Below are 20,073 nucleotides of genomic sequence, written 5' to 3'. Positions count from 1 at the left end.
GCCCGGTCCCGGGCGTCGTCGGCACCAGCGGTCCGGTGCTCGTGGTGCGCGGCCGGACACGGTCCGGGTGCACGGCGTCGCACCAGGATCCGTCATCAGGTGTGGACGTGTCGTGAACTCTCGATCTCGACACGGGGTCCCCGATCGGGCGGTATGTCCCGGGAACCGGACGAACGGAGCGGATCCACGGTCGGTTCACGGTCCTGTCTCAGGACTTCCACAGGTTCGGCTGGTGGACTCGGTCCTGTCGGTGAGGCACTCGCGAGCAGCCCGCCGACATCCGACTGGGCCCTCCGGGTGGCCCCGCGGCCCGGCGCTGGGGAGCGGCCGGCCGGTCCCCGCACGGCACGCCCGTCGCCTCCCTCCGGTCCCGCGCGGGAGCACTCGCGCATCGAACTGACGTTCGAGTACTCTCGGGCCGTGGGCTGGCAGAATCCGGACGTCCCGTGGTCCGAGCTGGAGGGTGCGCTCTCGGGCCGGTCCGTCCGCGACGGTTCGAGCCTGCGCGGTGGCCCGGAGGCCGACGGCGGCGACGCCCCGGCCTGGTCCGCCCACCGCGGACCGTACGAACCGCCCGCGGGCCTGCGGGCCGGTGCGGCGACCGTCCCGTACGCCGAGCTGCACTGTCACTCGCACTTCAGCTTCCTGGACGGCGCGAGCGCCCCCGAGGAGATCGTCGAGCGGGCCGCGGAGCTGGGGCTCGAGGCGATCGCGCTCACCGACCACGACGGCATGTACGGCGTGGTCCGGTTCGCCGAGGCGGCCCGGGCGCTCGGCATCCGGACCGTGTTCGGCGCCGAGCTGAGCCTGGGCCTGTCCGCCCCGCAGAACGGTGTCGCCGACCCGGAGGGGGAGCACCTGATCCTGCTCGCCCGCGGGCCCGATGGCTACCGCGCGCTGTGCCGCACGATCTCCACCGCGCAGATGCGCGGCGGCGAGAAGGGCCGCCCGGTCTACGACCTCGACGAGGTCGTCGCCGACACCGCGGGCCGGGTCGTCGTGCTCACCGGCTGCCGCAAGGGCGCGGTGCGCCGGGCGCTGGACCGGCACGGACCCGGGGCGGCGGCCGCCGCGCTGGAGCGCCTCGCGGAACGGTTCGGCCGGGAGAACGTGCGGGTGGAGCTCACCGTGCACGGCGAGCCGTGCGACACCGAGCGGAACGACGCGCTGGCCGCGCTCGCCGCCGCGGCCGGTGTCGCGACCGTCGCCACCACCGCCGCGCACTACGCGGCCCCGGACCGGGCGCCGCTGGCCGCCACGGTCGCCGCGGTGCGGGCCCGGCGCAGCCTGGACGAGATCGACCCGTGGCTGCCCGCGGCGGGCACGGCACACCTTCGGTCCGGCCGGGAGATGACGCGCCGGTTCGAGGACCGGCACCCGGGCGCGGTGGCCCGGGCGGCCGGGCTGGGCCGGGAGCTGGCGTTCGAGCTGCACCTGGTGGCGCCGGACCTGCCGCCGTTCGACGTGCCGGAGGGGGAGACCGAGGCATCGTGGCTGCGGGCGCTCACCGAGCGCGGGCGGCTGCAGCGTTACGGCAGCCACGACGAGAACCCGTTCGCCGCGTACACCGTCGAGCGCGAGCTGGCGATCATCGAGGAGAAGAACTTCCCCGGCTACTTCCTGATCGTGCACGACATCGTGGACTTCTGCCGCCGCGAGGACATCTTCTGCCAGGGCCGGGGATCCGCCGCGAACTCCGCGGTCTGCTACGCGCTGGGCATCACCAACGTCGACGCCGTCCGGCACGGCCTGCTGTTCGAGCGGTTCCTGTCCCCGGACCGCGACGGCTACCCCGACATCGACCTGGACATCGAGTCCGGACGGCGGGAGGAGGCGATCCAGTACGTCTACCGGCGCTACGGCCGGCTCTTCGCCGCACAGGTCGCGAACGTGATCACCTACCGGCCGCGGTCGGCGGTCCGCGACACCGCCCGTGCGCTCGGGTTCTCACCCGGCCAGCAGGACGCGTGGAGCAAGCGGGTGGAGCGGTGGCACGCGCTGGAGGCGTCCGAACTCGGGACGGGCGGGGAGCAGACACTGCAGATGCCGCCGCTGCTGCTCGATCTCGCCGGGCAGCTCATGGGCGCACCCCGGCACCTCGGCATCCACTCCGGCGGCATGGTCATCTGCGACCGTCCGGTGTCCGAGGTCGTCCCGGTGGAGTGGGCCCGGATGGAGGACCGCACGGTCGTCCAGTGGGACAAGGAGGACTGCGCGGCGGCCGGCCTGGTCAAGTTCGACCTGCTCGGCCTGGGCATGCTCACCGCCCTGCACCTGATGGCCGACCTGGTCGAGCGGAACGACGGCACCCGGATCGAGCTGCACCGGATCGGTGAGTCCGACCCGGAGGTGTACGCGATGCTCTCCCGCGCCGACTCGGTCGGGGTGTTCCAGGTCGAGTCCCGCGCCCAGATGGCGACGCTGCCGCGGCTGCGCCCCCGCGAGTTCTACGACCTGGTCGTCGAGGTTGCGCTGATCCGGCCGGGCCCGATCCAGGGCGGCTCGGTGCATCCCTACATCCGGCGTCGCAACAGGATCGACGACTGGGAGCACGACCACCCGCTGCTGAAGCCCGCGCTGGACAAGACCCTGGGCATCCCGCTGTTCCAGGAACAGATGATGCAGATCGCCGTCGACGTCGCCGGGTTCTCCGCCGCCGAGGCCGACGAGCTGCGCCGCGCGATGGGCGCCAAGCGCTCCACCGAGAAGATGGAGCGGTTGCGGGGCCGGTGCTTCGACGGGATGGCGGCCAACGGGATCACCGGCGAGCTCGCGGAGACGATCTTCACGAAGATGCTGGCCTTCGCGAACTTCGGTTTCCCGGAGAGCCACTCGATCAGCTTCGCGGCGCTCGTCTACTACTCGGCCTGATTCAAGCTCTATCACCCGGCGGCGTTCTGCGCGGCGCTGCTCAACGCCCAGCCGATGGGGTTCTACTCGCCGCAGTCGCTGGTCGCCGACGCCCGCCGGCACGGCGTGCGGGTCCGCCGTCCGGACGTGAACGAGGGCCGGGCCGACGCGATCCTGCAGCCCGACCCGGACAGTATCGGGGGGTGGGCGGTCCGGCTCGGGCTGTCCGGGATCCGCACGATCGGCACCGACCTCGCCGGTGCGGTCGACGCCGTGCGGGCGTCCGCGGGGCCGTTCGCCGATCTCCCCGACCTGGCCCGCCGGGTCCGGCTGACCGGGCCGCAGGCCGAGGCGCTGGCCACCGCGGGGGCGTTCGGCTGTTTCGGGGTGGAGCGCCGGGAGGCGCTGTGGGCGGCCGGCGTCGTCGCGGGGGTCCGGCCCGAGCACCTGCCCGGCACCACCGTCGGCTTCGACGCACCGGCGCTGCCCGGGATGACCGACGCCGAGCTGACCGTCTCCGACGTCTGGGCCACCGGCGTCTCACCGGACAGCCACCCGGTGCAGCACCTGCGGGGGAAGCTCGACGGGCTCGGTGCGGTCCGGATCGACCGGCTCGACGACGTCGGCCGTCGCGCCGGGCCGGACGCGCCACCCCGGGTCCTGGTCGGCGGCCTGGTCACGCACCGGCAGCGCCCGGCGACGGCGCGCGGGGTGACGTTCGTGAACCTGGAGGACGAGTCCGGGATGCTGAACGTGACCTGCTCCGAGGGGCTGTGGGCGCGGTACCGGTCGGTGGCGCTGGGCAGCGCCGCGCTGCTGGTACGCGGGCGGCTGGAACGCAGCCCCGAGGGCGTCCTCAACCTGCTGGCGGACCGGCTCCAGCGGATGCCGCTGGCCGTCCCCCTGCAGTCCCGCGACTTCCGCTGAGCCGCGGATCCCGCGGATGCGTCAGGACTTGACCAGCGGGTTGCCCATCGCCATCGCGCGTCCACCGAGGGTCTGGCCGAAGGCGTCGAACAGGATGTACGCGAACACGATGCAGAACCCGAAGGTCGTGATCCCGGCGATCGGGAACAGCCCCGCGTTCCCGGCCGTGACGCCGAGGTAGGCCAGCACGAAGGTGATGTCCACCAGTACGAAGCCGATCGTGAACATCAGCGGCAGGCGCAGGGTGGCCAGCGTCAGCAGGATGAAGACCAGGGTGAACGACAGCAGGTAGGCCGACTGGATCGACCCGATCTGGTCGGTCGCCAGCGGTCCGCCCGTGCCGGCGTCGATGATCCAGCCGTTGTTCAGCGCCATCAGGAGGACACCGAAGCTGGTCCAGAACGCGGAGAACACCCCGAAGATCGCGGCGGTGACACTGTCCCCGACCCGCAGTGCGGACATCGCGGCCAGCAGCAGGAACAGGCCCGCGGAGAAGGTGACGATCGGGATCATGCCGCCGGGCAGCGCGGTGGTGTCCAGGTAGCCGACGAACCAGAGGCCCAGCGTGATGCCCGAGGGCAGGAAGCAGATCAGGCCCATCAGGGCGGGGTTGGCGGCCGGCGCGGCCGCCGCGGGCGGGGCGGCCGTCTGGGCCCCAGCGGTCTCGCTCTCCACACTCATCGCAGACTCCTCGTCGAGTTCGGTCACCGGTCCGGCACCGGCCGTGTGATTCTGCTCTCGTCGAGATCGTTTCCGGCCCCTCCGGACGACCAGACCGCATCCCCTACCCCGGTTGCACGCAGAAAGCCTGTTCTCCCAGGTCGGACCGCCCGGATCCTCTACCTCGGCGGTACGTCCGCGTCCTTCGGTCAGGTTCGGCGGCCCGTACCCGCACCTGCGAGGATGCCTGATGTGAGTGCAACGGTCATGGACGGCAAGGCGACCCTGGCGGAACTGCTCGAGGATCTGCGGGTCCGCGTCGAGAAGCTGACGGCGGCCGGGTGGACCCCCGGCCTGGGAACCGTCCTGGTCGGTGACGACCCCGGATCACACGCCTACGTCCGCGGCAAGCACCGCGACTGCGCGAAGGTCGGGATCACCTCCCTGCAGCGCGAGCTGCCGGCCGACGCGAGCCAGGCCCAGGTCGACGACACGATCGACGAGCTGAACGCCGACCCGTCGTGCACGGGGTTCATCGTCCAGCTCCCGCTCCCGGCCGGGCTGGACTCGGGCGCCGCGCTGGAGCGCGTCGACCCGCTCAAGGACGCCGACGGCCTCCACCCGGTCAACCTCGGCCGGCTGGTGCTCGGTGAGCCCGGTCCGCTGCCGTGCACGCCGCGCGGGATCGTCGCGCTGTGCCGGCGCTTCGGTGTCGAGCTGGACGGCGCGCGGGTCGTGGTCGTCGGGCGCGGGGTCACCGTCGGCCGTCCGCTGGGCCTGCTGCTGACCCGGCGCAGCGAGAACGCCACCGTGACCCTGTGCCACACGGGTACGACGGACCTGACCGCGCACCTGCGGGAGGCCGACGTCGTCGTCGCGGCCGCGGGCAGGGCGGGACTGATCACCGCGGACCAGGTCAAGCCGGGGGCGGCGGTGCTCGACGTCGGCGTGACCCGGACCGATCTCGGCCTGGTCGGCGACGTTGCACCGGAGGTCGCGGAGGTGGCCGGGCTGCTGGCGCCGATGCCGGGTGGTGTCGGCCCGATGACCCGCGGGATGCTGCTGACGAACGTGGTCGAGGCCGCGGAGCGCGCGGCGGGCTGAGCGTCCGGCACCCGGCCGGGGCGGAGGAGCACCGATGGCGACGACCCGGAGCGGGTTCGGGCTGCGAGCGCGGCTGCGCGCGTACTGGCCGCTGCTCACCGTCCTCGCGATCGCCCTGATCGGGCTGCAGCGGGTGGCCACCGAGCACTGGCGGGAGGGATCGGCCGCCCTCGGTGTCGCGATGCTCGTCGCGGCCGTGCTGCGGGTGGTGCTGCCACCGGACCGGGTGGGGCTGCTCGCCGTCCGCGGCCGCTACGTCGATGCGCTCGTCTACGGCGGGTTCGGCCTCGCCGTGCTGGCGCTGGCCCTGACGATCACCCGGGGCTCGCTGACCGTCAGCTGAGACCGCTCAGCGCCGGGCGCCGCCGGGAGTGGCTGGTCCCGGCCGGGCGACGGGTGGGCGGGCGCCGCGGACCGGCCGGGCGCTTGCTGCCTGGGCGCCCGGGGCCGGTGCTGGTGGCCCGGGGGCCGTGCGACGTCCCGGGCGTACGACGGTCCGGCCGGGCGGGGCCGGTGGCCCCGGGCGGCACGGCGGTCGGCTGCTTGATAATGATCATCGCTAACAGAATTCTACCGGGCGCTACGCACGCTGGGTGACGGGGGATGCCGCCGGACGGGTCCAAGATCGTCCCCGTCGGCCTCCGGGTCACCCGATGATCGCAATGGTGATCATCCGGGTGGCCGTATGTGAGCAGGGGTCGCCCCGGATGCGCCGAGGGCCCATCCCGGCGATGCGGGTACGGGCCCTCGTGCGGAGGTGGTGCGCGGGATCAGCTCCAGCCGGCGAACCCGTCGATCGCGGCGTTGAGGGTCGCGCTCGGACGCATCACCGAGTCGGCCTTCGCTCGGTCCACGTAGTAGTAGCCGCCGAGGTCGACCGGGTCGCCCTGCGCGCCGTTCAGCTCACCGAGGATGGTCTCCTCCTGCTCGCCGAGGGCCTTCGCGAGCGGGGCGAACACCGCGGCCAGCTCCGGGTCCTCGGTCTGCTCGGCGAGCGCCTGCGCCCAGTACCACGCGACGTAGAAGTGGCTGCCCCGGTTGTCCAGCTCGTCGACCTTGCGGGACGGCGACTTCCCGTTCTCCAGGAGCAGACCGGTCGCGTCGTCGAGCGCCTGGCCCAGCAGCTTCGCGCGCAGCGGGTCCGGCGACTTCGACGCCAGCATCTCCAGCGAGACGGCCAGCGCCAGGAACTCGCCGAGGGAGTCCCACCGCAGGTGGTTCTCCTTCTGCAGCTGCTGGACGTGCTTCGGCGCCGAACCGCCGGCGCCGGTCTCGAACAGGCCGCCACCGTTCATCAGCGGGACGATCGAGAGCATCTTCGCCGAGGTGCCCAGCTCGAGGATCGGGAACAGGTCGGTCAGGTAGTCGCGCAGCACGTTGCCGGTGACCGAGATGGTGTCCTCGCCCTTGCGTGCCCGTTCCAGGGTGTACCGGGTGGCCTCGCCGACCGGGAGGATCTCGATGGTCAGACCGTCGGTGTCGAGCTCGCCCAGGTAGGCCTCGGCCTTGGCGATCAGCTGCGCGTCGTGGGCGCGCGAGGAGTCCAGCCAGAACACGGCCGGGGACCCGGTGGCGCGGGCCCGGTCGACGGCCAGCCCGACCCAGTTGCGGATCGGGGCGTCCTTGGTCTGGCAGGCGCGCCAGATGTCGCCCTCGGCGACCTCGTGGGAGAGCTTCTCCTCGCCGGAGGCGGCGTCGACCACGCGGACGGTGCCCGCGGAGGCGATCTCGAAGGTCTTGTCGTGCGAGCCGTACTCCTCGGCCTTCTGCGCCATCAGGCCGACGTTCGGGACGGTGCCCATCGTCGTCGGGTCGAAGGCACCGTTGGCGATGCAGTGCTTGACGGTCTCGTCGTACAGGTCGGCGTAGGACGAGTCCGGGATGACGAACTTGGCGTCCTGCGTCGCGTCGTCGGCGTTCCACATCTGGCCCGAGGACCGGATCGCGGCCGGCATCGACGCGTCGATGATGACGTCGCTGGGGACGTGCAGGTTGGTGATCCCGCGCGACGAGTCGACCTGGGCCAGCGCCGGGCCGGTCTCGTACGCGGCGGTGATCGCCTTCTCGATGGCCTCGCGCTTGTCGGCGGGCAGCTTCTCCAGCGCGGACAGCACCGAGGCCAGCCCGTCGTCCGGGTCGGCGCCGACCGAGGCGAGGTCGTCGCCGTAGGCGGCGAACACGTCGGCGAAGTAGGCGCGCACCGCGTGCCCGAAGATCTTCGGGTCGGAGACCTTCATCATCGTGGCCTTGAGGTGCACCGAGAACAGCACACCCTTCGCCTTCGCGTCGGCGACCTGCTCGGCGAGGAACGCCTGCAACGCCTCGCGCCGCATGACCGAGCCGTCGATCACCTCGCCGGCCAGGACCTTCACCGCGTCCTTGAGGACGGTGACGGTGCCGTCGGCGGCGACGTGCTCGATCCGCAGCGCGCCGTCGGCCGCGACGGTGAAGGACTTCTCGGAGTGCCGGAAGTCACCGTCGGACATGGTCGCGACGTGGGACTTCGAGTCGGAGCTCCAGGCGCCCATCGAGTGCGGGTGCTTCCGGGCGAAGTTCTTCACCGACGCCGGGGCGCGGCGGTCGGAGTTGCCCTCGCGCAGGACGGGGTTCACCGCGGAGCCCTTGACGGCGTCGTACGCGGCGCGGGCGGCCTTCTCGTCGTCGGTCCGCGGGTCCTCGGGGTAGTCCGGGACGTCGTAGCCGGCGCCCTGCAGTTCCTTGATCGCGGCCTTGAGCTGCGGGATCGAGGCGCTGATGTTCGGCAGCTTGATGATGTTGGCGTCCGGGGTCTTCGCCAGCTCGCCGAGCTCGGCGAGGGAGTCCGGGACGCGCTGCGCGTCGGTCAGCCGGTCCGGGAACTTCGCCAGGATGCGCGCGGCCAGCGAGATGTCACGGGTCTCCACGTCGACCCCGGCCTGCCCGGCGAAGGCCTCGATGACCGGCAGGAAGGAGTGGGTCGCCAGTGCCGGCGCCTCGTCGGTGTACGTGTAGATGAGCTTCATCGCGTGTCTGGCCTGCCTCGGGCTCGTCGGGTGTGTGCTGCGGCCCTGCCGCGACGCCGACGACCTGCCCGGGGTGACCGGGCGGGGGCCCCGGCGCGGCGGCCCGCTTTCCGCGGCACACGCTATCCCGTTCGGACCCCCGTCCGCCCGCAGGAGTAACCCGTCCGACACCCCGGCCGGTGGATCTGCGGAACGTGCCGGACCGGCTACCGTACGCACGACGACGACGGCGGGGAGGGGACGGACCGCGTGGCGAAGGTGAAGATCCCGGGGCTCACGAGGACGACGTTCCTGAGCGGATGGCCCCTGGTGGCGCTGATCGCGGTCGGGCTGACCGCCGTGGCCCTGCTCTACGGCGGCGCCACCGACGAGTTCGGCAGCACCTGCCGGGTGACCGTGCAGGCCGCCGAGGTGACGGTCCGCGCGGCGCCCGCGGCGTCCGCGCAGCCGGTCGACACGCTCACCCGGGGCGAGGAGGTCGGCGCCGAGACGATCGTCGACAGCGGCTTCCGCAAACTCACCGGCGGCGACCGGTGGGTGCCGTCGAACAGCGTCGCCGCGACCGCGGGCAGCGTGTGCTGAGGGGGTTGCAGCGCGTGACCTCCGGTACGGGAGGGTAGGGGCGTGCCTCCTCCCGTCCGTGCCCTCGCCACCGCGAACGTCAACGGTGTCCGGGCGGCCACCGGCAAGGGGCTGCTCGACTGGCTGGCGGTCACCGACGCCGACGCCGTCTGCCTCCAGGAGGTCCGGGCGCGGCCCGAGGAGCTGCCTGCGGCCCTCACCGACGCGCTCGCGGCCGCCGGATGGCACCTGCGTCTCGCGCCGTGCGAGACGGCGAAGGGGCGCAACGGCGTCGCCGTCCTGAGCCGGTCCGAGCCGGAGGCGGTGCGCATCGGCTTCGGCGACCCGGCCATCGACCTCGATGGCCGCTACCTCGAGGTCGACCTGCCCGGTGACCTCACCGTCGCCTCGCTGTACCTGCCCAAGGGCGTCGCGGGCACGGACAAGCAGGACGCCAAGGACGCGTTCCTCAAGACCTTCGGCGACCACCTGTGCACCGCGTTCGCGCGGTGCGCCGCCACCGACCGCGAGATGGTCGTCGCCGGTGACTGGAACATCGCTCCCACCGAGCAGGACCTGCGGAACTGGCGCAACAACCAACGCAATTCCGGGTTCCTGCCGCACGAGCGCGAGTGGTTCGCCGGACTCCTGGAGCACGGCTGGACCGACGTCGTCCGCGCCCTGCACCCCGGCACCGACGGGCCGTACTCGTGGTGGACCTACCGCGGCCGCGCGTTCGACAACGACGTCGGCTGGCGGATCGACCACCTCCTGACGACGCCGGGGCTCGCCGCGGCCGCGCACGAGGCCGTCGTGGAGCGCGCGCCGTCGCACGACACCCGCTGGTCGGACCACGCGCCCGTGGTGGTCCGGCTCGGGGCCGGCGCCCCGGCCGGAGGTACCGAGTGATCGAGAGCAGGGTCGTCGGGGGTCGCTACCTCCTGCTCGACGAGCTCGACCGGCGCGGGTTCGGCCCGTCCCGGCGTGCCGAGGACCGGATCACCGGCCGGACCGTGGCCGTCACCGAGATCGTGATGCTCGCCGACGGTGCCGCGCGGCAGCGGCTGCTCGCCGAGGTCCGGGCCGCGGGCCGGCTGCGGCACCCGGGCGTCGTCGGCGTCCTGGACCTGATCACCGACCGGGCCGCGGTCGGCGGCATGCGCGAGTACCTGGTCACCGAGCACCCCGACGCCCGCCCGCTCGGGCGGCTCGTCGCCGGTGACGATCCGCCGTCACTGCGCGCCGTCGCCGGGATCGGCCGCGAGGTGCTGGCCGCACTGCGCGACGTGCACGCCGCCGCGGGCACGCACGGCGGTCTCGACCCGGACTGCGTCCTGATCACGCCGGACGGCCGCGCGCTGGTCACCGACGTCGGGCTGAGCCGGGCCGTCGGACCGCGGGCCGCCGGCGCCGACACCGGGGCCTTCACCGCGCCCGAACGCGACGGCGGCACCGGGGACACCCCGGCAGCGGACCTGTGGAGCCTCGGCGCGGTGCTGCACCACGCCGGCGGCCGGGAGGCCGCCCCGGGCAGCCCGCTGGCGCAGGCGATCACCGGTTTGACCGCGGCCGATCCTGCGGAGCGACTGGGGCCGGACGACGCCGACGCGCTGCTGGGACGGGCCGCCGGGCCCCGTGGGAGCGGCGGTGACCTGGGGCGGAACCGGTGGATCCTGCTGGTCGTGGCCGCGTTGCTGGCCGTCGCCGTCGTCGCGATGCTCCTCTGGGTCGTGCGTTAGGCCACCCGGAAACCGCTCGCCCGCACCACCAGGATGGAGCCATGAGCGAGACCACCGGCGCCGCCGAGCACCCCGCCGACCACCCCCGCGTCGCGTCCGTGAAGGAGTCGTTGCGCCGGGCCGGCGCCGACCCGGCGTCGATCGCCGGGCTCGTCCTGCTGCCCGACGCGGTGACGACCGCGGCCGCCGCGGCCGCCGCGCTGGACGTCGAGGTCGGCCAGATCGCGAACTCGCTGGTGTTCGACGCCGGCGGGGAGCCGCTGCTCGTCCTCACCTCGGGCCGGCACCGGGTGGACACCGACCGGGTCGCGGCACTCCTGGGGGTGCCCGTCGGGCGGGCCGACAAGGAGTTCGTGCGGACGGCGACCGGGCAGGTCATCGGCGGTGTGGCGCCCGTCGGGCACCCGGCGCCGCTGCGCACCCTGGTCGACGTCGCCCTCGACGACTACGACCGCGTCTGGGCCGCGGGTGGTGTCGCGCGGTCGGTGTTCCCGACGACCTTCGCCGAACTCGTCGCGGTCACCGGTGGCACGGCGGCCGAGGTCGCCTAGATCTATTCCCGGCAGTGAGGAGATGCTCCGTAGTCGATCGGAGGGTCGCTGCGCCGTTCCGGGGTACCTAGTGTGGATCCCATGGCCGACACTCCTGCCGCCCCCGTCCCGGCCGAGGCCGCCCCGTCGGACTCCGCCCTGCGCCGGGCGCTGCGCCGGGTACGGGACGGGTCCACGCTGGACGTCACCGAGGCCGCCGTGCTGCTCGCCGCGCGTGGTGAGCATCTCGACGAGCTGCTCTCCCACGCCGGCCGCGTCCGCGACGCGGGTCTGGTCGAGGAGGGGCGCCCGGGCGTCGTCACGTACTCCCGCAACGTCTTCATCCCGCTGACCCGGCTGTGCCGGGACCGGTGTCACTACTGCACGTTCGCGACCGTCCCGCACCGGCTCGACTCGATGTTCCTGGAGCGCGACGAGGTCGTCGAGATCGCCCGGCAGGGTGCGGCGCAGGGGTGCAAGGAGGCGCTGTTCACCCTCGGGGACCGGCCCGAGGAGCGCTGGCCGCAGGCCCGTGAGTGGCTCGAGGCCCGTGGCTACGACTCGACGCTGGACTACGTCCGGGCCTGCGCGATCGCCGTGCTCGAGGAGACTGGGCTGCTGCCGCACCTGAACCCGGGCGTCATGTCCTGGGAGGAGATCACCCGGCTCAAGCCGGTCGCGGCCAGCATGGGGATGATGCTGGAGACTACCTCGCAGCGGCTGTTCGAGAAGGGCGGCCCGCACTTCGGCAGCCCCGACAAGGAGCCCGCGGTCCGGGTGCGTGCGCTCGCCGACGCCGGCCGCGTCGGCGTCCCCTTCACCACCGGGATCCTGATCGGGATCGGGGAGAACCGCACGGAGCGGGCCGAGTCGCTGTTCGCGATCCGGTCCGCGGCCCGCCAGCACGGGCACGTGCAGGAGGTCATCGTCCAGAACTTCCGGGCCAAGCCCGACACCGCGATGGCGAACGACCCGGACGCCGATCTCGACGACCTCGCCGCCACCATCGCCGTCTCCCGGCTCGTCCTGGGGCCCAAGGTCCGGCTGCAGGCGCCGCCGAACCTGGTCGGCGACGAGCAGGCGCTGATGCTGCGCGCCGGGATCGACGACTGGGGCGGCGTGTCCCCGGTGACCGTCGACCACGTGTCCCCGGAGATGCCGTGGCCAGCCGTCGACGAGCTGGCCCGGGTCACCGCGGAGGAGGGCTTCGAGCTGCGCGAACGCCTCACCGCCTACCCGAAGTACGTGCGGGCCGGGTCGCCCTGGATCGACACCCGGCTGCACGGCCACGTCGCCGCGCTCGCGACGCCGGACGGCCTGGCCGACCCCGGCGCCGTCGTGCAGGGGCTGCCCTGGCAGGAGCCCGACGGCGGCTTCGAGTCCACCGGGCGGACCGACCTCCACACCGCCGTCGACACCGAGGGGCGGACCGACGACCGGCGCAGCGACTTCGGTTCGGTCTACGGCGACTGGGACGAGGTCGCGGCCGAGCTGGAGTCCCAGCGGGCGCGGGCGCGGGCGCCCGAGCGGCTGGCGGGGGACGTGAAGGCGGGGCTGGAGCTCGCCGCGTCCGACCCGGCCGCACTGCTGGACCCGGCGAACGAGGCCGCCGCGATGGCCGTCCTGACCGGCGAGGGGCCCGCGCTGCGGGAGCTGACCCGGCTCGCCGACGACGTCCGCAGGCAGGTCAACGGCGACGACGTCACCTACGTCGTCAACCGCAACATCAACTTCTCGAACGTCTGCTACGTCGGCTGCCGGTTCTGTGCGTTCGCCCAGCGCGAGCGCGACGCCGACGCCTTCCGGCTCTCGCTCGACGAGATCGCCCAGCGTGCCGCCGAGGCCGCCCGCGACGGTGCGACCGAGGTGTGCGTGCAGGGCGGCATCGACCCGCAGCTGCCGGTGTCGTTCTACGCCGACCTGGTGCGCGCGGTACACGAGGCGGTGCCGGGGATGCACGTGCACGCGTTCTCCCCGATGGAGATCGTCTCCGCCGCCGCGAAGGCCGGGGTGTCGATCCGGGAGTGGCTGAGCGAGCTCAAGGCCGCCGGGCTCGGGTCGATCCCGGGTACGGCCGCGGAGATCCTCGACGACGAGGTCCGCTGGGTGCTGACCAAGGGCAAGCTGCCGGCGTCGCAGTGGATCGAGGTCGTGTCGACTGCGCACGAGCTGGGGATCCCGTCGTCGTCGACGATGATGTACGGCCACGTCGACGAGCCCCGGCACTGGCTGGGACACCTGCGCACGCTCGCCTCGGTCCAGGACCGGACCGGTGGGTTCACGGAGTTCGTCCCGCTGCCGTTCGTGCACCACAACGCGCCGATCTACCTCGCCGGGATCGCCCGGCCGGGGCCGACGGAGCGCGACAACCGGGCCGTGCACGCGTTCGCCCGGCTGGCCCTGCACGGCCGGATCGACCACGTCCAGGTGTCCTGGGTGAAGCTCGGTGACGAGCTGGCCGGGCAGGTGCTGAACGGCGGCGCCGACGACATGGGCGGCACGCTCATGGAGGAGACCATCAGCCGGATGGCCGGGTCGGAGAACGGCTCGGAGCGTTCGGTGGAGGAGCTGACGGAGATCGCGCACGCGGCCGGGCGCCCGGTGCGGCAGCGGACGACGACCTACCGCGGCGAGCCGTCGGTGCTCACCCCGGCGCGTCCGTCGGGGCCGCGGATGCTGCCGCTCGCCCCGGCCTGACCTCGTCGCGGGCGGACGCGGCCGGGCGCCGTGTCCGTACCGTGGCCTGCATGGGTGTACTCGGAGAGATGTTCCCGCGGAAGCGGATCCACGAGGACTCGGACGCGGCTCAGGGCGGGGAGCAGTGGCGCCTGGGGCCGATCGACCTCGACAAGGGTGTCGTGACGGTGGAACCCGCGGCCGCGTCCGGCAGCGCCGACGACGACACCGACGCCGCCGACGACACGGCCGGTGACGGCGGCGACGAGACGGCCCCCCGGAACCGTCCCGCCTGACCGCACGACCGGCGGGAGTGCGGCGGCGTCCCCCTCTGCGCCGCCACGCGTCCCGACCGGTCGTGGACGGGTGGACCGCGCGCTCGGCGCGGACCCACCTTCCGCTCACACCCGGCGCGCGCTCCCCGCTGCACACCGGGCTTCGATGAGCAGAGTCAGATGCAGAGTACGATCATGGTCGGTCCAGGTCAAGGAGGAGGGTGCGTGCAGTCGCAGTCGCTGGGTGCCGTCGGGCGCGGTCTCGGGCTGCTCGCCGACACCTGGACACTGCTCATCCTGCAGCGCGCCTTCCTGGGAGTCCGCAGGTACGCGGGGTGGCGCGAGACCCTCAACATCTCCGACGCCACCCTGTCCGCGCGGCTGCGCTCGCTCGTCGAGGCCGGCCTGCTGGAGACCCGTCCTTATCGTGAGGGTGGCCGCGAGCGGCGCGAGTACGCGCTGACCCCGCGCGGCGAGGACGTCTGGAAGCTGTTGATCACCACGTGGGACTGGGAGAAGACCTGGGTGCCGCGGGAGGTGCCGCTGCCGGACATCGTGCACCGGGCGTGCGGCGAGCCGTCGCGGCCGCAGCTGCGGTGCGTCTCGTGCGGGGACGTCGTCGGTCCGCGGGACACCGAGTTCCACCGGGTCCCGGGGTCGCCCGGCCTGGAGGTCCTCGCCCGGCAGCACCCCCGGCGCACCCGCGGGACGCTGCCCGACGACCCGCTGTCGTTCCTCCCCGGTGCGATGGAGATCATCGGCGACCGGTGGGGGGTGACGGTGCTGGGGGCGGCGCTCACCGGCATCACGTCCTTCAGCTGCTTCACCACCGAGCTGGGGATCTCGCCGGAGGTGCTCTCCGACCGGCTGCGCCGGTTCGTGGAGCTGGGCGTGCTGGTCCGCACCGGGACGGGCAGCTACCGGCTGACGGACAAGGGACGCGCGTCGTTCCCGCTCCACGCCTGCCTCGTCGACTGGTCGCACCGCTGGATCGGCGGTGACGGCGCACCGATCGACATCGTCATCCGGCACGTGGGTTGCGGCGAGAACCTGCAGGTCCGGCTGGACTGTGACCGCTGCGGCCGGGCGTTCGACCGGGGCTCGGTGTCCCCGGTCCAACCCCGTTGATCGGGCTGGAACGATGGAGCCATGACCGACGCCCACCGTCCGCGCGTGCTCTCCGGGATCCAGCCCACCGCCGACTCGTTCCACCTCGGCAACTACCTGGGCGCGCTGCGGCAGTGGGTGGCGCTGCAGGAGGACCACGACACCTTCTACTGCATCGTCGACCTGCACGCGATCACCGTCGAGCACGACCCGAAGGAGCTGGCCCGGCGCACCCGGGTCGCCGCCGCGCAGCTCCTGGGCCTGGGGCTCGACCCGGAGCGGTCCGCCCTGTTCGTGCAGTCGCACGTCCCGGAGCACGCCCGCCTCAGCTGGGTGCTGGAGTGCATCACCGGGTTCGGCGAGGCCGGCCGGATGACGCAGTTCAAGGACAAGTCGGCCAAGCAGGGCACCGACCGCGCCACCGTCGGACTGTTCACCTACCCGATCCTGCAGGCTGCGGACATCCTGCTCTACCAGCCCGACCGGGTGCCGGTCGGTGAGGACCAGCGCCAGCACCTGGAGCTGACCCGCAACCTCGCGCAGCGGTTCAACCACCGGTTCGGCGAGACCTTCCGGGTGCCCGAGCCGCACATCCCGCAGGCCACGGCGAAGATCTACGACCTGCAGGACCCGACGGCGAAGATGAGCAAGTCGGCGTCGTCGCCGTCGGGGATCGTGGAGCTGCTCGACCCGCCGAAGACGTCCGCTAAGAAGATCCGCTCGGCCGTCACCGACAACGAGCGGGAGATCCGCTACGACCCGGAGGGCAAGCCGGGCATCGCGAACCTGCTCACGATCAACGCGGCGATGACCGACCGCAAGGTCGCCGAGGTCGAGGCGGAGTACGCCGGTCGCGGGTACGGCGACCTGAAGAAGGACCTCGGCGAGATCGTCGCCGGGTTCGCCGAGCCGTTCGCCGAGAAGGTGAACGGCTACCTGGCCGATCCGGCCGAGCTCGACCGGGTCCTCGCGACGGGCGCCACCCGGGCGCGCGAGGTGTCCGGCGCGACACTGGCCGCGGTTCACGAGAGGATCGGGCTCCTCCCGCCCACGGTGTGACCACCGCCCGGGGCGGGCGAGCACGACCGAACCCGGGGGAACCATGGCCGACAACCGTCCGACCACGACGGCGCACCGGTTCGACGAGGACGAGGAGGAGGGCCCGACCTTCCTCGAGCGGCAGCGGGAGCAGCGCCCGTGGCTGGACCACCTGGTGCGGGCCGGTGCGCGGTACACCGAGAACCACGGTGACCACTACGCGGCGGCCATCACCTACTTCTCGGTCCTCGCACTGGTGCCGCTGCTGATGGTCGCGTTCGCCGCGGCCGGGTTCGTGCTGCGCGGGAACGAGGAGCTGCTGCAGTCGCTGCAGGACGGGATCGCGTCGGCCGCGCCGGGGGAGATCGGACAGCTGCTCAGCGGCGTCGTCGACACCGCGATCAAGCAGGCGGGGGCGATCGGCCTGATCGGCCTCGTCGGTGCGCTCTACTCCGGGATCGGCTGGATGAGCAACCTCCGCGAGGCGCTCACCGAGCAGTGGGGACAGCGCGACGACGCGCCGCCGATGATCAAGCGGCTGGCGTTCGACCTGCTCTCCCTGGTCGGGCTGGGGCTGGCCCTGGTCGCCTCGTTCGCGATCGCGTCGGTCGGCGGCGCGGCCGGTGCCTACCTGCTCGACCTGGTCGGACTCGGCGAGGTCGGGTGGGCCCGGTTCCTGCTGGGGGTCGCGGCGTTCCTGCTCGGTCTCGCCGGGAACTGGCTGGTCTTCCTCTGGGTGATCGCCCGGCTGCCGCGCGAGCCGGTCAGCTTCCGCAGTGCCGCCAAGGCCGCGCTGATCGGCGCGATCGGGTTCGCGATCCTGCAGCAGGTCATGGTCGTCTACCTGGGGACGATCGGTAACTCGCCGGCCGGTGCCGCGTTCGGGTCGATCCTCGGTCTGCTGATCTTCATCTTCTTCACGTCGCGGTTCCTGCTGTTCGTCACCGCCTGGGCGGCGAGCGCCGAGGAGAACGACCAGGGCCCGCGCGACGTCCCGGCCCCTGCCGTGATCCGCCCGCAGTACGTCGTGCGGGAGGGGCCCGGCGCGCTCGCGTCGGCGGGGCTGGTCACCGCCGGACTCCTCGGCGGGGTGCTCGGCCTCCGGGCCTGGGGCCGGCGCCGCCACTGAGGTACTCGTCCCGGCCCCACAGCAGTGTTGATCGGCATCGCCGCACACGTAGGAGGTACGCCGCGCAGGTAGAGGGATCGCCGCACAGGTTGGGGGAGTGCCGCACAAGCCGGACGCCGTGCGGCTGGTGCTGAAGCTGTGCGGTGATCGCGGAGCCTGTGCGGGTGTGGTCGGGCACGAGCAGTGGACAGCCCCGATCGGGCGCGGCGTTGTGCGTCGGGCGGTCTCGCCCCACGAGCATCCGGGTCCACGCGTTGCAGGTCTGGCCGCCGTTGATCGTGTCTCGTGGCCTGGCCCGTTCGCGGCAGCGTCCGGAGGGCCCCGCACAGGTCGGGGGTGCGCCGCACGGTCTTGGAGCTGTGCGGCCGGTGCCGGACCTGTGCGGTGCATGGGGACCTGTGCGACGAGGCGTGAGCCTGTGCGGCACGGCGTGAACCTGTGCGGCGAGGCTGGGTGCGACCTCTGCCGAACCTGTAGGTGCCGGGTCTCGGATCCGCGGAGACACCCGCCGTCCTGTGTTCCGCGACCGCGATGCCCCGACTCGGCGCATCGCCGCACAGGTTGACGGCATGCCGCACAGGACTAGCCCTGTGCGGCTGGCGTGGAGGGTGTGCGGCTGGCGCGGAGGGTGTGCGGCTGGCGCGGACGGGGGCGGTCCGGCGGGTCAGCCGCGGCGGCGACGGGTCAGCGTCAGGAGGAGTGCCACAACCCCCACCGCCGCGGCCACCGCGCCGACGGCGATCGCGGATCCGGGGTCGGTGCCCTCCCGATCCGGATCGGAAGCAGGATCCGAGCCCGAGCCCGAGCCCGAGCCCGAGCCCGAGCCCGAGTCCGAGCCCGGAGCCGGAGCGGGGGCCGGCTCCGCCCCTGCCGCGAGATCGGCGACGGGCGTGTCGTCGCCCGGTGCGACGAGCGTCCCGAGCGAGCCCTGCGGGGCGCCGAAGCCCCAGTCCAGCAGCGATCGTGCCTGGTCCACCATCCGCACCGGCTGCGACTCGCCGCGGACGAGGGCGACGACCAGCCGTCGTCCGTCGCGTTCGACGGCGCCGACGAAGGTGTGCCGGGCGGCGTCGGTGAACCCGTTCTTCCCACCGAGGAAGCCGGGGGTGCCGAGCATGCGGTCGTCGTTGCCGAGTTCGAAGCCCGGACGGTCGGCGAACCCGGGGAAGGGGATGCTCGGGGTGCGCAGCGCCGCCGCGATCCGGGGCCGGTCGAGCGCCGCCCGCAGGATCAGTGCGAGGTCGTATGCCGATGACGACATCCCCGGACCGTCCAGCCCGGACGGCGTCGCGGGCCGGGTGTCGCGGGCCCCGAGGTGCGCGGCGGCGTCCTGCATCGCGGCCAGCGTCGCCTGGTCCCCGCCGAGCTCGCGGGACAGCGCGTGCGCCGCGTCGTTGCCGGAGGCCAGCAGCAGGCCGTGCAGCAGCTGGTCGACGGTGTAGCGGCCGCCGGGGCCGACACCGGCGCGGCTGCCGTCGATGTTCGCGTCCTCCACCGTGCCGACGACGACCCGCTCCGGCGGGAGCACCTCGTCGGCCGCGAGCGCGAGCAGCAGCTTGATCGTGGACGCCGGCCGCTCCCGGGCGTGCGGGGCGCGTGCGGCGAGGACCTCGTGCGAGTCCAGGTCGGCGACCACGTAGGACGCGACGCCGACCGGGGGCGGCGGCACCGGGCCGACGTGGGCGTCGGCGCAGACGGCCAGGCCGCCGACGGGCGGCGACGGCACCGGGAGCGGCGCCACGGGGACGGTCTCCTCGGCCGCGGGCGGACCGGGCGGGGCGGCCTGACCGGGACAGCCGGCTGCGGCGGCCGGGACCGGGCCGACGAGCCGGGTACCGCCCGGTGCGAGGTCGGCGAGCCAGGAACCGCCCGGCCCGGAGGCGGAAGCGTCCGGTGCTGCGACCGCCGCACCCGCCGTCAGCAGGAGCAGCCCGGGCACCAGCAGGGCCGTCGCGCACCGCCGCCACCGGCGGGCCGTCGTCGTCACACGCGCAGCATGCCCCATGGTGGGGCTCAGCCCTCGACGATGCTCCGCACGCGGTCGAGGCTGCGCTGCAGGCCGTCCCGCATCATTCCCTCGCGGTCCCGCCCCAGCAGACCGCTGCGCTGCAGCAGCCGGACCGGCAACGGGGGCCGCCCGACGCTCTCCCGCCAGGCGGTGAGCTGCGTGGCCGCGCCGCCGTCGGCCGGGGTCAGCACCCAGCCCCACGCGGTCCGCGACTCGGAGACGACGAAGGTGAACCGGCGGGCCGGCTCGCACTCGGTGACCCGGCAGTGGGTCGACCAGCGGATCGCGCCGTGCCGGTTCCCACCGACGAACCGCCCGCCGACGGCGGGTCCGGTCGCGCCGTCGCGCCAGCGCCCGCCGGTGGCCTCCGGGCTCCACTCGCCGGCCCGGGTGATGTCCGAGACCAGGTCCCACACCTTCTCGGGCGGGGCGTCCACGGTCACTTCGGCACGGTCCACGACGGTTCG

The 20,073-nt window shown here is 73.4% G+C and carries 15 protein-coding genes and 1 pseudogene; 12 read left to right on the top strand and 4 right to left on the bottom strand.

Annotation, left to right across the window (positions count from 1 at the left end; genetic code table 11):
* The first annotated feature begins 420 nt into the window (after window positions 1-420).
* Window positions 421-3,777 (top strand): annotated as a pseudogene (locus Ae150APs1_RS11640) (error-prone DNA polymerase).
* Between the two features lie 21 nt (window positions 3,778-3,798).
* On the opposite strand, the gene Ae150APs1_RS11635 reads toward Ae150APs1_RS11640, so the two are convergent.
* Complete coding sequence (locus tag Ae150APs1_RS11635; protein WP_033200406.1) at window positions 3,799-4,458, bottom strand: GPR1/FUN34/YaaH family transporter; 660 nt, start codon at window positions 4,456-4,458, stop codon at window positions 3,799-3,801.
* A gap of 231 nt (window positions 4,459-4,689) precedes the next feature.
* On the opposite strand from Ae150APs1_RS11635, the gene Ae150APs1_RS11630 reads away from it, so the two are divergent.
* Entirely contained in the window at window positions 4,690-5,541 is an 852-nt protein-coding gene (locus Ae150APs1_RS11630) for a bifunctional methylenetetrahydrofolate dehydrogenase/methenyltetrahydrofolate cyclohydrolase (RefSeq protein WP_075297493.1), read from the top strand.
* Between the two features lie 34 nt (window positions 5,542-5,575).
* On the top strand, window positions 5,576-5,884 hold the full coding sequence (locus Ae150APs1_RS11625; protein ID WP_060574872.1) for a DUF3017 domain-containing protein: 309 nt from the start codon (window positions 5,576-5,578) through the stop codon (window positions 5,882-5,884).
* A 427-nt stretch (window positions 5,885-6,311) separates the two neighbouring features.
* Here Ae150APs1_RS11625 and Ae150APs1_RS11620 read toward each other — a convergent pair whose 3' ends face one another.
* Window positions 6,312-8,543 carry an NADP-dependent isocitrate dehydrogenase gene (locus Ae150APs1_RS11620; protein WP_075297491.1) on the bottom strand — a complete coding sequence of 744 codons (2,232 nt, stop codon included), beginning with the start codon at window positions 8,541-8,543 and terminating at the stop codon, window positions 6,312-6,314.
* Between the two features lie 249 nt (window positions 8,544-8,792).
* Here Ae150APs1_RS11620 and Ae150APs1_RS11615 point away from each other — a divergent pair, with 249 nt between their 5' ends.
* From Ae150APs1_RS11615 to yhjD, 9 genes are all read left to right on the top strand, one after another.
* Window positions 8,793-9,125 carry a hypothetical protein gene (locus Ae150APs1_RS11615; protein ID WP_010234099.1) on the top strand — a complete coding sequence of 111 codons (333 nt, stop codon included), beginning with the start codon at window positions 8,793-8,795 and terminating at the stop codon, window positions 9,123-9,125.
* A gap of 42 nt (window positions 9,126-9,167) precedes the next feature.
* A complete protein-coding gene (locus Ae150APs1_RS11610; protein ID WP_075297489.1) occupies window positions 9,168-10,013 on the top strand; it encodes an exodeoxyribonuclease III in 846 nt (281 codons plus the stop codon).
* The gene (locus Ae150APs1_RS11605) at window positions 10,010-10,843 is read left to right on the top strand and encodes a protein kinase (RefSeq protein WP_075297487.1); all 834 of its coding nucleotides are present in this window, start codon (window positions 10,010-10,012) and stop codon (window positions 10,841-10,843) included. Before Ae150APs1_RS11610 ends, Ae150APs1_RS11605 begins: the two co-directional genes overlap by 4 nt.
* A 41-nt stretch (window positions 10,844-10,884) precedes the next feature.
* Entirely contained in the window at window positions 10,885-11,394 is a 510-nt protein-coding gene (locus Ae150APs1_RS11600; protein ID WP_075297485.1) for a YbaK/EbsC family protein, read from the top strand.
* 81 nt (window positions 11,395-11,475) lie between these two features.
* Window positions 11,476-14,070, top strand: coding sequence for a bifunctional FO biosynthesis protein CofGH (locus Ae150APs1_RS11595; protein WP_075297483.1), 2,595 nt, complete (start codon window positions 11,476-11,478; stop codon window positions 14,068-14,070).
* Window positions 14,071-14,120: 50 nt separating this feature from the next.
* Window positions 14,121-14,345: a hypothetical protein gene (locus Ae150APs1_RS11590; protein WP_060574877.1), complete on the top strand. Its 225-nt coding sequence runs from the start codon at window positions 14,121-14,123 to the stop codon at window positions 14,343-14,345.
* A gap of 204 nt (window positions 14,346-14,549) precedes the next feature.
* On the top strand, window positions 14,550-15,452 hold the full coding sequence (locus Ae150APs1_RS11585; protein WP_060574878.1) for a helix-turn-helix domain-containing protein: 903 nt from the start codon (window positions 14,550-14,552) through the stop codon (window positions 15,450-15,452).
* 21 nt (window positions 15,453-15,473) lie between these two features.
* Window positions 15,474-16,490, top strand: a complete 1,017-nt coding sequence (gene trpS / locus Ae150APs1_RS11580; protein WP_010229375.1) for a tryptophan--tRNA ligase — start codon at window positions 15,474-15,476, stop codon at window positions 16,488-16,490.
* Between the two features lie 43 nt (window positions 16,491-16,533).
* Window positions 16,534-17,598: an inner membrane protein YhjD gene (gene yhjD / locus Ae150APs1_RS11575; protein WP_010229378.1), complete on the top strand. Its 1,065-nt coding sequence runs from the start codon at window positions 16,534-16,536 to the stop codon at window positions 17,596-17,598.
* A gap of 664 nt (window positions 17,599-18,262) precedes the next feature.
* Here yhjD and Ae150APs1_RS11570 read toward each other — a convergent pair.
* Together Ae150APs1_RS11570 and Ae150APs1_RS11565 are read right to left on the bottom strand one after the other, a co-directional pair.
* Window positions 18,263-19,585, bottom strand: a complete 1,323-nt coding sequence (locus Ae150APs1_RS11570) for a serine hydrolase (RefSeq protein ID WP_249266303.1) — start codon at window positions 19,583-19,585, stop codon at window positions 18,263-18,265.
* A 26-nt stretch (window positions 19,586-19,611) separates the two neighbouring features.
* Window positions 19,612-20,064 (bottom strand): SRPBCC family protein, encoded by a 453-nt coding sequence (locus Ae150APs1_RS11565; protein ID WP_010230155.1) that lies wholly within the window; start codon window positions 20,062-20,064, stop codon window positions 19,612-19,614.
* Window positions 20,065-20,073: the final 9 nt, after the last annotated feature.

Origin of the sequence: Pseudonocardia sp. Ae150A_Ps1 (assembly GCF_001932315.1) — a bacterium.
In the GTDB taxonomy this organism is placed as follows: Bacteria; Actinomycetota; Actinomycetes; order Mycobacteriales; family Pseudonocardiaceae; genus Pseudonocardia.
Note: the sequence above shows the minus strand (reverse complement) of the source record. Positions and strands in the feature narration are given on the sequence as shown.

What these genes read in the sequence shown, in the direction of transcription:
- Ae150APs1_RS11595 (WP_075297483.1), top strand. Translation starts at nt 11,476, where the DNA reads ATGGCCGACACTCCTGCCGCCCCCGTCCCGGCCGAGGCCGCCCCGTCG.
- trpS (WP_010229375.1), top strand. Translation starts at nt 15,474, where the DNA reads ATGACCGACGCCCACCGTCCGCGCGTGCTCTCCGGGATCCAGCCCACC.
- Ae150APs1_RS11620 (WP_075297491.1), bottom strand. Translation starts at nt 8,543, where the DNA reads ATGAAGCTCATCTACACGTACACCGACGAGGCGCCGGCACTGGCGACC.
- Ae150APs1_RS11625 (WP_060574872.1), top strand. Translation starts at nt 5,576, where the DNA reads ATGGCGACGACCCGGAGCGGGTTCGGGCTGCGAGCGCGGCTGCGCGCG.
- yhjD (WP_010229378.1), top strand. Translation starts at nt 16,534, where the DNA reads ATGGCCGACAACCGTCCGACCACGACGGCGCACCGGTTCGACGAGGAC.
- Ae150APs1_RS11635 (WP_033200406.1), bottom strand. Translation starts at nt 4,458, where the DNA reads ATGAGTGTGGAGAGCGAGACCGCTGGGGCCCAGACGGCCGCCCCGCCC.
- Ae150APs1_RS11590 (WP_060574877.1), top strand. Translation starts at nt 14,121, where the DNA reads ATGGGTGTACTCGGAGAGATGTTCCCGCGGAAGCGGATCCACGAGGAC.
- Ae150APs1_RS11600 (WP_075297485.1), top strand. Translation starts at nt 10,885, where the DNA reads ATGAGCGAGACCACCGGCGCCGCCGAGCACCCCGCCGACCACCCCCGC.